Genomic DNA, 14,959 nt, shown 5'->3' with positions numbered 1-14,959 from the left:
TCGAGCGGATGCCTATAACCATTGGTCCATCCGACTCGATCGTCTCGCCGGAATCGAGTAACCCGACCCACAGTCGACGGACTCCCCTCTGCACATGGCACGTTCATGCACAGACAGGTCTCGAGAAAGGACAACCTTTACAGGTTCCTGCGTACCGACTTCGATCATGCGCGAACACGTACTGCTGATCGGAGGCGGCGGGCGCGAACACGCCATCGCGCGCGCACTGGCCGACAGCGAGGCCGACCTGTACGCTTGCGCGGGGAATCGAAATCCAGGAATCGCCGAACTGGCGAGCGGGTTCGAAACGCTCGAGACGACCGATCCCGACGCGGTGGTCGACTACGCCCGATCCGTCGACGCGACCATCGCCATCGTCGGTCCGGAAGCGCCACTCCAGGCGGGCGTTGCTGACGCACTCGAGAACGCGGGCGTCTACGCCTTCGGGCCGAATCAGGACGAGGCCAGAATCGAGACGGACAAGGCCTTCCAGCGCCGGTTCATGCGGGAAAACGACATCTCGGGATGTCCCGATTTCGAAACCTTCGACGACGGCGAGGCCGCCTGCGACTACGTCGATCGCTACGATGGGAATCTCGTGATCAAGCCCGCCGGCCTCACAGGCGGAAAGGGCGTCAAGGTCATCGGCGATCAGGTGACCGCCGAGGAGGGTAAGGAGTACATCCGGGAATCCGACTACGATCGACTCGTCCTGGAGGAGCGACTTATCGGCGAGGAGTTCACTGTCCAGGCATTCGTCGCGAACGGCGACGTCCGCACGGCCCCGGCGGTCCAGGACCACAAACGCGCCTACGAGGGCGACGAGGGGCCGAACACCGGCGGAATGGGGAGCTATTCGGACGCGACGCGCGAACTGCCCTTCATGACGGAAGCCGACTACGAGGCCGCCGTCGACATCATCGAGGAGACCGTCGAGGCCCTCGAGGGCTACAAGGGCATCCTCTACGGCCAGTTCATGCTCACCGCCGAGGGGCCGAAGGTCGTCGAATTCAACGCCCGCTTCGGCGACCCCGAGGCGATGAACACTCTGCCGGTTCTCGAGACCGACTTCCTCGACGTGCTCACGTCGGCCCGAAACCGCGAACCGTTGCCCGACCTCGAGTTCGCCGAACAGGCCACGGTCTGTAAGTACGCGGTTCCTGCGGGGTATCCCACCGATCCCGAGGCCGGTGCTAAAGTACAGATCGATGAGGAGAGCGTAACCCGCGTAGCGCAGGCCACGGACGACTCGAGCGGCGACGACGCGCGAGAGAACGCAGGCGACGCCCTACTCTACTACGCCAGCGTCGAAGAGTGGAACTCTTCGGACAATCAGAACTCACCGAATCCAGATGACGTGGACGAACGGGAGGACGGCATCTACACAACGACCTCGAGGTCGTTCGCCGTCGTCGGTCTCGCGGATACCATCGCCGAGGCAGAAGAGATCGCCGAGGAAGCGCTCGCCGACGCTGGCGAAGAAGGCCTGCACGTGCGACACGACATCGGGAAAGCCGATTTGGTTCAGCGCCGTATCGACCACATGGACGAATTGCGTGGGAAGTGAAACCGCGACTGTACTCACCCCCGCGCAGTTTCAAGCCCGCATTATATTCGATTGAGCAGCGGAGGTAGGCGTATGTCCGCACGCTTCACGGACGACGACGAGGGAAAGCCAGTCGTGAACGAAAACGGCGAGCGAATCGGGATGGTCGAGTCCGTCCACGGCGATACCGCACACGTGAATCCCGATCCGGGAATGACCGACACAATCAAGTCCAAACTCGGCTGGGGCGACGCCAGCGAGGACACGTACGAACTCGACGCGAGCAACGTCGATCACATCGGCGACGACGAGATTCGACTCGGGCGACTTTGAACAGGTAGATGCCGGGGCGGTAACGGCGCAGAAATCCGACCTGCTCCCCCGTCAGTTGGTTTCTTGTAGGATTGGCACGAACGCCGTGTCAGTGACCGACGACCCTTCGAGGCCCGAGCACGACCAGAAACGCAGACACGACCGCGTGCACCGCCACCCGACGCCCGGCCCGACGAACTCGCTGGGCCACTGGACGAGCGCTCGCCACCCCCTTCGCGTGGCGATCAATTACGTCGTCGTCTGGCTTATTCGGACCTCGCCGAGCCTGAAACTCAAGCGCTGGCTCATGCGACGTCTCGGCGTCACGGTCGGTGAGGGCGTCTCGTGGGGCCTCGAGGCCACGCCGGACGTGTTCTGGCCCGACCTCATTACGCTCGAGGATCACGCCATCGTCGGCTACGATGCCACGATTCTCTGTCACGAATTCCTCCAGGACGAGTATCGAACGGGGGAGGTCGTCGTCGGCGAGCGGGCGATGATCGGCGCTGGGGCAATCATCCTTCCGGGGGTCGAGATCGGCGCCGGTGCCAGCGTCGCGGCGAACTCGCTCGTGACGCGGGATGTCCCACAGGGGGAAATCGTGGCGGGGGTGCCGGCGACGACGATGACAGACTCAGGTCCGAGTCCGAGTCCGAGTCCGGATTCGGATTCGGGTTCGGGTTTGGATTCGGATTCAGGTTCGGATTCGACATCCAGCGAGCGAGACGAGGCCGAGGACGCAATCGACGGCGACGAAGAGGTCGCAGTCGACGACGACAGAGCACTCGACGCAGCCACCGACGAAACCGACAGCGAGGCGGAAACGGCGCGAGAACGGGACGACCCACCCCACTCTGTCGAGTGATCGTGAATCCCGTCTCCAGCCCCGGCCCCGTCGCCGAACTCAGCGGGCATCCCGCGGTTCGACTCCGTAGTGGTCCTGGAGGGGCTCAACTACCTTCCCGTGGAATCCAACGAGGAGGACGACCGACGCGACGATGATCCCCGTGTCGAGTGGCGTCGACATGAGGCCGAGGGCGACGATCAGGGTCGTCGCGCAGGCGGCCGCGTGGTTGGTGTCCGACCAGAGCATACCGACGGTCGTCAGGACCATGGCGACGGTCGAACTCACCGCGAGTCGGCCGACGGCTGGAGAGAACGACTCGGCGCGGGTGAACGCGTCGGTCACCAGTAACCCATCGGCGAACACCACGTAGGCGAGTAGCCCGAAAACGGCCGCGATGGCGTGCCCGCCGATGACGTGGTAGGCGCCCTCAGCCCGCGGCTGTTCGCCGGTCGCCAGCAGGTACGCCGAGGGACCGAGGCTCGGGAACAGGAACGGTCGACCGGTCGCCCAGGCAATGGCACCGAGGAACGTGAAGTGAATGATGACGTTGATTCCGGCGCTCAGGTCGTCACGTACCGACATCGGTCGATGTATTCCGTCCGGGCGGATAACTTCCAGGGTCGGAGGAAGTATTCACCCGTGATTTCCTGATTTCACGGCACGTTCGCCAACTCGGGGCGGCTAGTCCAGCTCGCCTTTTGCCTCGTCGGCGTAACTGTCGGCCAGTCGAACCGGCTCCGGGAGCTTGTAACCCGTGGAGAGCGCGAGGGCGAGGTCGGCCGCGCTTTCGGGGCCGACTCGGTGGCCAGGACTGACGTACAGCGGGTTGACGTAGCGGTTCGGCGAGTCGTATTGCTTCGTCTGAACGGCGTACCCCAGGAGCGTTCCCGGGTCGGTCTCGACGCGCGCGTTCGATTCGATCGGTACCCGGGTGCCGGCGGCGAGGTTCTCGAGGTCGCCCGTCGCCTCGCCACACAGCAGACTCTTGGCGACGCCGACGCTGGGGGCGTCCAGGACGACGCCCATGTGGGTCGCGATGCCGGCCTCCCGAAAGTGAATTCGACCGCTGCCGTCGAACAGGAACACGTCGGGGTCGGTCGTCAGGGTCTCGACCGCCTCGAGGATCGGACCGCCCTCGCGGAACGAGAGCAGTCCCGGGACGTAGGGGATCTCGAGAGGCGTTACGGCGAAGACGCGCTCGAGGACCTCCTCGCCCTGCGTGACGACGATGGCGCTGAGTGCGCGTTCGGGTTCCGAATCGAGCAGGAAGGACTGGTCGACGCCGGCGACGATTGGCTGGGTGATCGACTCGGTATCGCGGTTGCCATCGCACTCGCTCTCGCTCTCACTGTCGCTACCACCCACGCTCGAGGTCGAGGTCGCCGCTAGCGGATTCGTCAGCGCTTCGAGGTCGAACGCGAAGTCGTCCTCGAAGACGGCCTCGCGCGCGATTTCGTGCTGCATGGCTTCCATGTCGGCTCTCGAGAGCGCGGGGTCGGGGACGAGGTCGGGACGATGGATGCGTGTCATAGACCTAATGTGTGTGAAGGTGGGACGCGTATACGTCGAGAACCGGATGGAAGCGGGGAGCACGATAACGCTTGGGAGCGGAACGCGTTAGAACCGTCTGCGGCCTGGTCCGCCGGGGCCACCGGGCCCGCCCGGGCCTCCTGGACCTCCGCCGCCAAGCTGGAACTGATTCGCCGTTCGCACGTTCTGGGTCCGTTTGATGTACTCGCCGTAGGCGAGACCGACCACGAGACCGACGAGGTGGGCCGCGTGTGCAACGCCGCCCCCGCCGGCGGTTCCGCCGCCGATGAAGAAGATGCTGACTAGAGCGGTTCCGGCCGCAAGGAGCCAGATCGGCACGGGGAGGATGAAGTACAGGTAGACCTTGAGATTCGGATTCAGAATCGTCAAAACGCCCATGATCGCGAGGGCGGCGCCGCTGGCTCCGAGCACGTTCGAGGGGACGCCCTGGTAAGCGGAGATTGCGATCTGTCCGAGGCCGGCGAGAACGCCACTGACGATGAACAGGATAGCGAACTTTCTCGAACCGACGTACCGCTCGACGAGCGGCCCAAAGAAGAAAATCACGATGCTATTGAACACGATGTGGAAGATGTTGACCGGCGAGTGGGCGAAAATCGAGGTCACCCACGTCCACACGTACTCCGGGTTCGCAGTCGAGAGCATGAAGATCGAACGGTGAGCGGACCCGCCAGCGGCGAAGAGCACGATCCACTGCGCCAGGAACGTGATCCACATGAGCGCCAGGAACGTGTACGTCATGTTCCCCCGGAAGTACCCCAGCGGCCCGCCGGGACCCATGTTGAACGGCAATTTGTCGCTCAGACTTGAGGCCGTCTTCCCCCGGCTATCGACGCTATCGTCGAACCCGCTGTCGAAGACCCCCTGCGGATCGTTCCAGTTCCGCAACCCCGTACAGTCGTGGTTCTCCGGCAGGCGGTGTTCGCTGCAGAAGGTCCCCCCGCAGTGCCGACAGTTGTACGGCATGCTTTCGTTTTTCCCACACGCGTCACACGTTGCCATTGGCGCCCCGTATGTGGCGCGTCGCTATGGGGTTTGGGGTTTCTCCCGTCCTGTGTCCCCGGTCTCCCGTCCTGTGTCCCCGGTCTCCCGGCCTTCGGAACCGGGGACGGACGTTGGCAACCGTGCGAGCGCGTAACGAGGATTTTTGCCCCTTCGAGTCCCACGACGACCTGTGCAAGACTACGAGCGAAAACAGTTGCTCGAGCGCGTCAACCGGGATGGCGCGACGATCGGCGCGGACATTCCCGAGGAGATCACGATCCAGGACGAGTCGATCGATCTCCGGCAGTTCGTCTTCGAGATCAAGCGCCGGGAGACGGTGCCGGCGGGCGAACGCGAGCGCGTCGAGCAGGCCAAACGAAACCTCAGGCGAGAGCGCGTCGAGCGACTCGAGTTGATCGAAGAGGGCGACATCAGTCGGGAGGAGGGCGAGGAACTCGTCCGATCGATCGTCGGGATCGATCGGGCGCTCAACGCCCTCGAGAACCTCGGGCCGACGGACCTCGAGCGCGAGCAACAGGCACAGAACACGGCGGACAAGAAGCGCTGGATGTCCTTCCTGAAAAAAGCGCTCGGGCGGGACACCGACGCGGGTACGCGGAGGGGTCGCTGATGGCGACCAACGCCGAACTCGCTGCCCGGTTCGAGGAGTTCGCGGATCTGCTCGAGGCCGACGACGTGGAGTACAAACCGCGGGCCTACCGGCGGGCCGCCGAGGCGATCGGTGCCCACCCCGCGCCAATTGCCGACCTGGTGAACGCGGGGAACGAGGAGGCGATCGAGGACATCGACGGCGTCGGGGACGCCATCGGTTCGAAGATCGTCGAGTACGTCGAAACCGGGGAGATCGAGGAACTGGAGGAGCTACGGGCGGACCTCCCCGTGGACATGGCCGACCTCACCCGCGTCGAGGGCGTCGGCCCGAAGACGGTCGGTACGCTCTACCGCAAACTCGAGATCCAGACGCTCGACGACCTCGAGGCGGCCGCCGAGGCGGGAGAGATCCGTGAAGTGTCGGGATTCGGCACCAAGACCGAACAGAACATCCTCGAGAACATTCCGTTCGCCCGTGAGATCGGCGAGCGGAAACTGCTCGGCGAGGCCCGCCCGCTCGCGGACGACGTGCTCGCGTTCCTGGAGTCGCTCGAGGCGGTCGAGCGCTGCGAGGTCGCCGGCTCGATCCGTCGGTGGCGTGAGACGATCGGCGACGTGGACGTGCTCGCGGCCACCGTCGAGGCCGAGGAGGTCGTCGGTTCGTTCGTCTCCTGGGACTCCGTCGACGACGAGATCGAGTCCGGGCCGGCGAAGGCGAGCGTCCGCGTCGGCGAAGTCCGCGTCGACCTGCGCGTTGTGGTGCCCGAGGAGTTCGGGGCCGCGCTCCAGTACTTCACAGGGAGCAAGGATCACAACGTGACCCTACGGAACTACGCGATCGATCGCGGGCTGAAACTCAACGAGTACGGCGCCTTCGACGTTTCCGACGTCGAAGACCACGAGGTGGGCCAGCGCGTCGGCGAGCGGGTGGCCGGCGAAACCGAGGAGGGGATGTACGAGGCGCTCGGCCTCGAGTGGATGCCTCCGGAACTGCGCGAGGATCGCGGCGAAATCGACGCCGCCGCCGACGGCACCTTGCCGGATCTTCTCACGCGCGAGGATATCCGCGGCGATCTGCACACCCACACCGAGTGGTCCGACGGCAACAACTCGATCGACGAGATGATCGCTGCGGCCGCGGAGCAGGGGTACGACTACTACGCGATCGCGGACCACGCGGAGGGGCCGGGCGTCGTCGGCGGCATGGGACTCACGGACGCCGAGATTCTCGAGCAGGTAGAGGAGATCCGTGAGGTCGGCGCCGAGGCCGACCTCGAGGTGTTCGCGGGGATCGAAGCCAACGTCGACGCCGAGGGGGAAATCGGCCTCTCCGAGGACGTCATCGACGCCCTGGACGTGATCGTCGCCTCCCCCCACAGTGCGCTCGACCAGGATTCGGACGCGGCGAACGAGCGCCTGATTCGCGCGATCGAGAACCCGGCCGTCGACGTCCTGGGCCACCCGAGCGGCCGCCTGCTCAACCAGCGCGAGGGCCTCTCGATCGACGCGGCCGCGCTGGGCGAGGCCGCCGCGGCGAACGACACCGCCCTCGAGGTCAACAGCAACCCCCACCGACTCGACCTTTGGGGAAACGCCGTCCAGGCCGCGATCGACGAGGGGGCGGTGATCGCTGTCAACACCGACGCGCACAGCCCGGCGACCCTCGAGTACGTCCGCTGGGGGGTCCACACGGCTCGCCGCGGGTGGGCCGAACCCGCGGACGTGATCAACGCCTGGGAGCTCGAGGAGTTGCGCGAGTTCCTGCATTGATGCACTGATTCCCTTACTGCACTGACCCACTGACGCACTGACCACGTGATCCACCGTGAGCGACCGACTCCTCGTCGACGGCGTGCGGCGGCATCGTCACCTACTGTCGGATGTGCGGCCACGACACGGTCTACGCGGGCGACTGCGACCTCGAGGCCGGCGATGGCCTCCTGGACGTCGCCGCCGATGAGGGCCGAACGATCGTCACGCGAGACGTCGACCTGGCCGCCCGGAGCGAGCGCGCTATCCTGCTCGAGTCACGCGATACGGACGAGCAACTCCGAACCCTCCACGACCGCGGGCTCGACCTGACGCTCCCCGACGAACCGCGTCGGTGTGGTCGGTGTAACGGCCCGCTCGAGCACGTGTCCGAGGCGGAAACGGGAACGGCCGACACGCCACCGTACGCGCCCGAGCCGAGCGAGATGGCGGTGTGGGCCTGTCGCAACTGTGGCCAGCACTTCTGGAAAGGGAGCCACTGGGATAGTGTGCGGCGGAGGCTCGGGCCGGTGCGAAGCGAGAAGTCGTCGGGTGAACGCGACTCCGCGGGTGACGAAAACAGCCCTACGGAATACCAAAACGACTCCGCAGGTAACGAATATGGGAGCGATCAGTAGACCGAGACGTCCTCGAACCGCCCGTCGTAGAAGACGTGATTCGGGTGCGTCGGCTCCGTGCCGGAGAGGTACAGCCGATCGACCTTCTTCCAGGTGTTCTCGTAGGCGAGGTGGGCCAGTTCGGCCGCAGTCGTCCGCCAGCGCCGAAAACCGTCGGCGTAGACGACCCGTCTGGGGGCGTCGGCTCTGAGCGCCGAGACGAGGTCGTCCTCGGATTCGATCGCCTGCTCGAACGCAACGTGGGCGACGCCGACCGTACTCGGGAGGTGGGCGTACGACGAGGCAAACGGGGCGATGTCGAGACTGTCGGCCAGGTCGCTCGCTCGTCGGTTGTGCGCAGGGAGGTGTTTCGGATTGAAGATTTCGACGGCGTCGATACCGTTCTGAAAGCGCCGGAGGTCCTCTTCCGTCAACGACACCGTCAGGTACTCGGGATGGGGCGCCAGCACCGCGGCCCCCTGTCGTTCGAGTTCCGCCATTGCCCCCTCGAGGGTGATGAAATCGGGGACGGGTTCTTCGAGCCCCATCCCGAGGACGTGCTTTCGGTCGTTCCAGGAGCCGGTGAACACCTCGCGTGCGGGGACGACGGTCACGTCGTCGGTACTGTAGGCGTTTGCTCGCTCCCGAATCTCGGGGAGACGAGTGAAGTGAGGGGCGTAGACGAGTACGTCGATTCCCGCCCGACGGGCGTTCTCGATCACCCGCTCGTTCAACACCTTCACGTGGAGGTCGACCCGGACCTGCTCTCCGTCGCTCACGGTTCGCGGTACGCCAACCGAGGAGTTATGAATTCTGATTTGTCGGTTCCCCGGAATCGTCGTCGGCGACGCGTTTTCCCCTCGTTATCACCGATCGTATCGCGATAACTCCCTCGCGGAGCGAGCTATTGCCGAAAGAACCTTTATGGCCGGCGCGAGTATCACGATTGAATGGACACGGCCTGGGAATGTGGGATCGACGACTGCGGCTCGGTGTTCGAGGACGTCGAGTCGACCATCGCCCATCAGGTAACCGCCCACGAACGCCTCGAGTGTGGCGTCTGTGGAACCATCGTCCCCGACGGCTACCTGGCGATCCGCCACGTCTTCTCCGAACACAGCCGCGCGGAGTACGTCCGCGCCTACGGCGCCGGGGCGGAGGACGTACGCCAGCGCGAGGACCTCCTCGAGGAGGTCGACGACGTCGTCGATCAGCAACGGCTGGCCGACCACCTCGAGAGCTAGTACCCTTCCAGGCGTCGACAGATGAGTGAAACCGGATGAACGCCATCGGTTTCACCCACCCAGTTCGGGCCTGTAACGCCACTAGATATCCTTCGAACGGCCTCCAAAGCCTCGAGTGCCATCGAATCGGTTGACCGCCGATTGCCACGGCTTGGACTCCTCCCGTTTCCGTCGTCGGGTATTCTCACTCCGATGCGGCTACCGCTCCTCGCAAAATGTAGTCCATAGCCCCCGTACGCGAGCGAAGCGAGCGCCGAGTGAACCGACTCGCTATCGCTCGTCGGAATCCAGGACGCGAATCTGATCGCCCCGCACCGTCACCGGAATCGGGACCGTCGCCTCGTACAGTTCGACAGTCACCTGGTCCTTCCCTTCGTCGATGCGCTGAACTTGCGCCTTCTCGCCCTTGAACGGTCCGGCGATGAGTTCGACGATGTCGCCCTCGGCGATACCCTCGACGTCCGGCTTCGGCGAGAGGAAGTGCTCGACCTCCGAGATGTCGGACTCGCCCGGGATGACCGTTCGAGCGTGGGGAATGTCCTCCAGGATGCGCTCGAGAACGGCGTGGCCGTCGGACTCGACCATCACGTAAGAGGTCAACGAGTCGGGGGCGAGTGCGGCGTGTACGTCCGGTTCCTCGCGGTTGATGATCATGTCGGCGACGGTCTGTTCCTGGCTGGCCGTCGTCTTGACTGCGTAGATCGGCATTAGAAGCCCCCGCCGGTGAGGAACAGCATGACCACGCCGATGAGGAATCCGAGCAGGCCGACGAGCAGGATTCCTGCCCCGGCGATCTTCGACACTTGCACGAATTCCTCCCGCGTGGGGGTCGTCGCCATCTTCAGTACCCGCACGTACGAGGTGAGATCGTAGGGAACGTCCATATCTGTGTGTTCACAATGCGGGGCCTTTTATCTGTCTTTCTCTTCCGGGGGTCAATCGCTGGTCTGTGCCCACCGGTACACACTCACGTTGCAGATGACGGCCGCGCTTTCGTGTTCCTGGACGGTACATTTCACGTATGGCCGAAGACGATACCGACCGAACCGACGAGTACGAGGCCGAACGAGAGGCGGAGATCGAGGACGAACTCGAGCGAATCGATCGCGATCCGGACGAGGTCGACGAAGGAGGCGACCTCGGCAAGCAGAGTGCGCCACGTCGAGCGGACGAGGAACGTCGAGCGGACGACGAGTCCTGACGGTTTGGGCGACCGTTCTGCCCCACCATCGGCCGGTCGCGCGTTCGAATCTTCGATCGCGAATGAGCCGGCCCCGTCCGCCTTCCGAACACGAAAGACCGCCTCTCGAGAGGTGATCGACTTGTGTTCACCACTATATAATTTGTAGTAACAGCATCGAGCGTCAGGCACCGAGCGTCGGTCACCGAAGATTCGAGTATCAGGCGTCGAGCATCAGGTGTCGAACATCGATCACCGAGGATTCGAGCATTAGGCGTCGAGCATCAGGCGTCGAGCATCCAGGAATCGAGTACCGAGCATCCAGGAATCGAAACAGGCTCGAGTTCCGTTCGAACTAGTCCGCCGACACGAACGGACAATACATCGAGCGTACTCGGCAAGTTTGTCTACGCTACTCAATCAAACACCGCTGAGAAGAGCTCAGCGAGTACGACGAAGCCCAGGCTTCGTCAAACGACGAAAATCGGAGATTTTCGAGTTTGACTTCGCTACGCTCAGTCAAACAACTCAGCGCCGTCGACCAGGTGCTCCTCGACGGCGTCCAGGTCCAGAGTGACGCCAAGTCCCGGCTCCTCGGGAATCTCGATGTAGCCATCCTCGATCACCGTCTCCTCGACGAGGTCGTCCCACCAGCCGAGTTCGTAGCTGTGGTACTCGACGGCCAGTGAGTTCGGGATGGCCGCACCGACGTGCGCCGCGGCCATCGTCGCGACCGGCGAGGCGACGTTGTGCATCGCGACGGGAACGTAGTACATGTCCGCCAGGTCTGCGATCTTGCGCGTCTCGCGCATCCCGCCGACTTTCGGCAGGTCGGGCGCGATGATGTCGACGGCCTGTCCCTCCAGAAGGCGACGCTGACCGTGTTTCCGGTAGACGTTCTCGCCGACCGTGATCGGCGTCGTCGTCGATTGCGTAACCTCGCGCTGGACGTCGTGGTTCTCCGGCGGAACGGGGTCCTCGAGCCACCAGACGCTGTACTCCTCGAGGCGCCTGGCCAGTCGCTTCGCGCTACCGGCGGAGAACGTCCAGTGGCAGTCGAAGGCGACGTCGGCCCTGTGACCGACGGCCTCGGTGACGGCCTCGACGATGCTCGCCTTGTGCTCGATTTCGACGTCGCGCAGGTGGCGATTCGCCCGATCCTTCTCGTGGCCCGAGGGCACGTCCAGGTCGAACTTCAGCGCGTCGTAGCCGAGTTCGTCGACGACGCGCTCGGCCTCGTCGGCACAGGCGATCGGATCGGCTTCCTCCTCGGTGTGACAGTCGCAGTAGACTCGCATCTCGTCGCGGTACTTCCCGCCCAAGAGTTGGTAAGCTGGCACCTCGAGGATCTTCCCGGCGAGGTCGTGGAGGGCAATCTCGATGCCCGAAATCGCCGTGACCGTCACACCCGCGAGCGATCCCTCGCCGGACATCTTCTGAACCATGTGCTCGGTGAGCCTGTCGATGTCGAGCGGATTTTCGCCCTCCAGGAAGGGTTTCATTCGCTCGACGAGTTCACTGACGCCAGCGCCCCAGTAGGCCTCGCCGGTGCCGACGATTCCCGCGTCGGTGTACACGCGGACGAGCGTCCACGGGAAGTTTCCGTCGACCATGGTCGTCTGAATGTCGGTGATCTCGACGTCCCGGCCACCGCCGCGTTTCGCCGCGACGCCCATCGTCTCCGCCGACAGCTCTCGCATCGTATACTCCGCGTTCGGATCGTGTAGTTGCGAGTAATCGATACCCATGCACCACCATTGACTCGCATAGTAGTAAAAGCTTATACATTGCCGTGAGCAAAACACGACGCTCGTTCGTCCGTTTCGTCACTCTCGAGCGACTAAGCGTTGACCCTGCCGCTGCAGGGATTGGCTATGTCTCGGAGCGCCTAAAACGGTCGACGATCGGTTATAGGCCCGAGTCGAGGGCGTCCAGGACGTCGGCCGGTGTCGCGTCGAACCCACCGGCCTGGGCGAACGACCCGGAGCCGCCGCCTCCGCCACCGAATTCGGCCGACAGATCGTCGACGACGTTGCTCGCATCGACGGCTCCGTCGGCTCGAACGACGGCGAACGTGTAGTCGGTTTCGCCAACGACGGCGAGGACGTCCGCGTGCGCATTCGACGCTTCACGAACGGCATCCCCGAGCGCTTCAGGCTCGAGTCCGTCGACGCTCGTCACGAGCCACGTCTCTCCATCCCGTTCGACGGGATCGGCTGCCTCGAGCGCTCGTTCGACGAGGTCGGCCTCGAGTGTTCGCTTGTCGGCCTCGAGGGCGTCCTGTCGCTTGACGATATCGTCGAGGGCGTCCGATATCGAGCCGACGTCCGCCCCCAGCGTCCGCTTCGCCGCGAACGCCGCTCGCTTTTCGGCTGCCCGGCGCTCGATCGCTCGTGGGCCGACGGCGAACTCGACCCGCGTGAGCCCCTCTCCGGGGTTCGACCGATCCAGGACCGTGACGGGCCCGATTTCGCGAGTGTTTCGAACGTGGGTGCCGCCACAGGCCGCGACGTCCCAGGGGTTGCTCGACCCATTGGTCGTCCGGCCGTTATCGTCTTTCGAGCCGATCGTGACGACGCGGACCTGCCCCCTGGAGAAGGCGCCTTCCTCCGTGGCCTCGTTGAACGCAATCTCGTCGCGTTCGCGCGCGTTCGCGACCTGGACGTCCTCCCAGGAGACCGGTCGGGACTCCCAGACCGCCCGATTGACCAGGTCGTCGAGTTCGATCAGGACGTCGTCGTCGATTTCGGTCGTCGTCTCGAGGTCGACGCGGATCTTCTCCTCGCCGATGTCGAACCCACCGTAGCCGAGGTCCTCGAGGAGGCGCCGTCCGGCGCCGTAGAGGACGTGGCTGGCGGTGTGTGCGCGCATGCAGTACATCCGGAACGACCAGTCGATCGAGCACATGACACGGTGGCCGGCCCTGAACGACGGTGGATCGGCGAGGACGTGGACGTGCTCGCCGTCGACGACCTGGACGTCCTCGACGGGAACGTCGCCGATTCGTCCGCGGTCGGCTGGCTGGCCGCCGCCCTCGGCGTAGAAGTACGTCGTCTCGAGCCAGACGCGTTTTCCGTCGACTGCCGTCACCTCGGTTTCGAATCGCGTTGTGTAGGGCTCGGCCGCTGCCCGTTGACCGCTCATTGGTGGGACTCCGTCGGCCTCCGATAAAAGTCTGCTCGCCGGGGCATCTCCCGGTCTGGGGGGCGTGTTGGCACGGTCCGGGCACTATTCGGCGAGTTCGACGTCGAGGACCGACTCGAGGGCCGTGATGAGCCCGCCGCCGACGCCGGCCTGGGTCGCTCGCCCCTGTTCGACGGCCAGCAGGTCGGACTCCCGGCAGCCGAGTTCTTCGGCGAGTTCCTCGCGCTTTAGGCCGGCCTCCTGGCGGGCCGCCTCGGCGCGTTCACCGTAATTGGAGACGAGATACGGTAGCGGGTCGTCGTCGTAGTTCGTTCCCTCTTTCTCCCAGTGTTCGGAGTCGCCGTCCCAGATCGGGTTCGCCCGGGCGACGTTCTGGGCGGCCTTCTTCTTGCGGTTGGGTTCGTCCTGGGATCGCGAGCCGCTGGAGCCAGAGCCCCCCGAACGACGACTACGCTGCTTTTGCTCGTCGCTGTGGGGGGCACAGTTCGTGCAGACCTCGAGGTCGGCACCGGCGACGGTCGCTCGACGCAGCGAGTCGCTTTCGGCGCCACAGAGCTCGCAGTTCGTCCCGCCGCCGCCGGACGACGAGCCGGTCGAGTATTTTGCCATGACTACCATTGGCCGGTCCAACATTTCAAGGCACCGTTCACTGCCCGTCGATTACCGGTTTCTGTGTGACGGCACCCCAGAGCCGGCGGCAAAAGAAAGGGCTTTTATATGCCCGTTGGATATCGGAAAGTGCAGAAAGACGCCGCGAGCGTGGGTAGCCAAGCTAGGCCAACGGCGCAGCGTTGAGGGCGCTGTCCCGTAGGGGTCCGCCGGTTCAAATCCGGTCCCACGCATCGCAACGGTGGATTATCCCACCACTCGATGCAGGTGATCTCCCTTCGCGGACATCACCCACGCATAATCCTTTCCGACGAACCGACCACTCGAGTGCGAACGCCATCTACAGGTAGTGCCGTGGGAACAGGCATGGACTCGAGGGATCCGTATACCACCGAATCACCGAATCACGATCGTGTTTTTCGCGTCGGCCCAGAAAACCATCACGAGGTATTGACGGTGTCCCTCGAGAGCAATACAGGCCGTCGGACCGTTTCTCGGGCCGATTGACTTTTGTGTCCGGCCCCGGTACGGACACCTGGAAAACTGCGTAGCCCTTTGTACCGA

17 protein-coding genes and 1 tRNA gene are annotated in these 14,959 nt (G+C 64.4%); 9 read left to right on the top strand and 9 right to left on the bottom strand.

Features of this window, described 5'->3' with window-relative positions:
• The first annotated feature begins 166 nt into the window (after window positions 1-166).
• The 3 genes from purD (at window position 167) to NGM15_RS05330 (ending at window position 2,723) form a co-directional block, all read left to right on the top strand.
• Complete coding sequence (gene purD / locus NGM15_RS05340; RefSeq protein WP_253436254.1) at window positions 167-1,567, top strand: phosphoribosylamine--glycine ligase; 1,401 nt, start codon at window positions 167-169, stop codon at window positions 1,565-1,567.
• Window positions 1,568-1,639: 72 nt separating this feature from the next.
• Complete coding sequence (locus tag NGM15_RS05335; protein WP_253436252.1) at window positions 1,640-1,879, top strand: PRC-barrel domain containing protein; 240 nt, start codon at window positions 1,640-1,642, stop codon at window positions 1,877-1,879.
• 91 nt (window positions 1,880-1,970) lie between these two features.
• Window positions 1,971-2,723, top strand: coding sequence for an acyltransferase (locus NGM15_RS05330; RefSeq protein WP_253436249.1), 753 nt, complete (start codon window positions 1,971-1,973; stop codon window positions 2,721-2,723).
• A gap of 39 nt (window positions 2,724-2,762) precedes the next feature.
• Here NGM15_RS05330 and NGM15_RS05325 read toward each other — a convergent pair whose 3' ends face one another.
• From NGM15_RS05325 to NGM15_RS05315, 3 genes are all read right to left on the bottom strand, one after another.
• Window positions 2,763-3,287 carry an HPP family protein gene (locus NGM15_RS05325; protein ID WP_253436247.1) on the bottom strand — a complete coding sequence of 175 codons (525 nt, stop codon included), beginning with the start codon at window positions 3,285-3,287 and terminating at the stop codon, window positions 2,763-2,765.
• A gap of 99 nt (window positions 3,288-3,386) precedes the next feature.
• On the bottom strand, window positions 3,387-4,235 hold the full coding sequence (locus NGM15_RS05320; protein WP_253436244.1) for an endonuclease V: 849 nt from the start codon (window positions 4,233-4,235) through the stop codon (window positions 3,387-3,389).
• An 87-nt stretch (window positions 4,236-4,322) separates the two neighbouring features.
• The gene (locus NGM15_RS05315; protein WP_253436242.1) at window positions 4,323-5,258 is read right to left on the bottom strand and encodes a rhomboid family intramembrane serine protease; all 936 of its coding nucleotides are present in this window, start codon (window positions 5,256-5,258) and stop codon (window positions 4,323-4,325) included.
• A gap of 172 nt (window positions 5,259-5,430) precedes the next feature.
• On the opposite strand from NGM15_RS05315, the gene NGM15_RS05310 reads away from it, so the two are divergent.
• The 3 genes from NGM15_RS05310 to NGM15_RS05300 all read left to right on the top strand — a co-directional run bounded on the left by NGM15_RS05310 (window position 5,431) and on the right by NGM15_RS05300 (window position 8,239).
• Complete coding sequence (locus NGM15_RS05310) at window positions 5,431-5,871, top strand: DUF5788 family protein (RefSeq protein ID WP_253436239.1); 441 nt, start codon at window positions 5,431-5,433, stop codon at window positions 5,869-5,871.
• A complete protein-coding gene (gene polX / locus NGM15_RS05305; RefSeq protein WP_253436238.1) occupies window positions 5,871-7,622 on the top strand; it encodes a DNA polymerase/3'-5' exonuclease PolX in 1,752 nt (583 codons plus the stop codon). The genes NGM15_RS05310 and polX overlap by 1 nt, the downstream gene beginning before the upstream one ends.
• A 92-nt stretch (window positions 7,623-7,714) precedes the next feature.
• Entirely contained in the window at window positions 7,715-8,239 is a 525-nt protein-coding gene (locus NGM15_RS05300; RefSeq protein ID WP_311136466.1) for a Mut7-C RNAse domain-containing protein, read from the top strand.
• Here NGM15_RS05300 and NGM15_RS05295 read toward each other — a convergent pair.
• Window positions 8,233-8,997, bottom strand: a complete 765-nt coding sequence (locus NGM15_RS05295) for a PHP domain-containing protein (protein WP_253436235.1) — start codon at window positions 8,995-8,997, stop codon at window positions 8,233-8,235. The two genes, NGM15_RS05300 and NGM15_RS05295, sit on opposite strands and share 7 nt — an antisense overlap.
• A gap of 171 nt (window positions 8,998-9,168) precedes the next feature.
• Between NGM15_RS05295 and NGM15_RS05290 the strand changes: the two genes are divergently transcribed.
• Complete coding sequence (locus NGM15_RS05290) at window positions 9,169-9,462, top strand: DUF7565 family protein (protein ID WP_253436232.1); 294 nt, start codon at window positions 9,169-9,171, stop codon at window positions 9,460-9,462.
• A gap of 270 nt (window positions 9,463-9,732) precedes the next feature.
• On the opposite strand, the gene NGM15_RS05285 is transcribed toward NGM15_RS05290, so the two are convergent.
• Together NGM15_RS05285 and NGM15_RS05280 are read right to left on the bottom strand one after the other, a co-directional pair.
• A complete protein-coding gene (locus tag NGM15_RS05285) occupies window positions 9,733-10,170 on the bottom strand; it encodes a transcription elongation factor Spt5 (protein ID WP_253436230.1) in 438 nt (145 codons plus the stop codon).
• On the bottom strand, window positions 10,170-10,346 hold the full coding sequence (locus NGM15_RS05280; protein WP_253436227.1) for a protein translocase SEC61 complex subunit gamma: 177 nt from the start codon (window positions 10,344-10,346) through the stop codon (window positions 10,170-10,172). Before NGM15_RS05280 ends, NGM15_RS05285 begins: the two co-directional genes overlap by 1 nt.
• A gap of 137 nt (window positions 10,347-10,483) precedes the next feature.
• On the opposite strand from NGM15_RS05280, the gene NGM15_RS05275 reads away from it, so the two are divergent.
• Window positions 10,484-10,663 carry a hypothetical protein gene (locus NGM15_RS05275; protein WP_253436225.1) on the top strand — a complete coding sequence of 60 codons (180 nt, stop codon included), beginning with the start codon at window positions 10,484-10,486 and terminating at the stop codon, window positions 10,661-10,663.
• 494 nt (window positions 10,664-11,157) lie between these two features.
• Here NGM15_RS05275 and NGM15_RS05270 read toward each other — a convergent pair whose 3' ends face one another.
• The 3 genes from NGM15_RS05270 to NGM15_RS05260 all read right to left on the bottom strand — a co-directional run bounded on the left by NGM15_RS05270 (window position 11,158) and on the right by NGM15_RS05260 (window position 14,395).
• Complete coding sequence (locus NGM15_RS05270) at window positions 11,158-12,390, bottom strand: mandelate racemase/muconate lactonizing enzyme family protein (protein WP_253436222.1); 1,233 nt, start codon at window positions 12,388-12,390, stop codon at window positions 11,158-11,160.
• A 160-nt stretch (window positions 12,391-12,550) separates the two neighbouring features.
• A complete protein-coding gene (locus tag NGM15_RS05265) occupies window positions 12,551-13,786 on the bottom strand; it encodes an alanyl-tRNA editing protein (RefSeq protein WP_253436219.1) in 1,236 nt (411 codons plus the stop codon).
• An 84-nt stretch (window positions 13,787-13,870) separates the two neighbouring features.
• Window positions 13,871-14,395, bottom strand: a complete 525-nt coding sequence (locus tag NGM15_RS05260) for a helix-turn-helix domain-containing protein (protein ID WP_253436217.1) — start codon at window positions 14,393-14,395, stop codon at window positions 13,871-13,873.
• Between the two features lie 148 nt (window positions 14,396-14,543).
• Here NGM15_RS05260 and NGM15_RS05255 point away from each other — a divergent pair.
• Window positions 14,544-14,628: transfer RNA gene (locus NGM15_RS05255), tRNA-Leu, on the top strand.
• The last annotated feature ends 331 nt before the right edge of the window (window positions 14,629-14,959 follow it).

The sequence above is a fragment of the Natronosalvus halobius genome (assembly GCF_024138145.1).
Classification (GTDB): domain Archaea; phylum Halobacteriota; class Halobacteria; order Halobacteriales; family Natrialbaceae; genus Natronosalvus; species Natronosalvus halobius.
The sequence above is the reverse complement of the archived record's forward strand: the minus strand, read 5'-3'. Positions and strand labels throughout refer to the sequence as shown.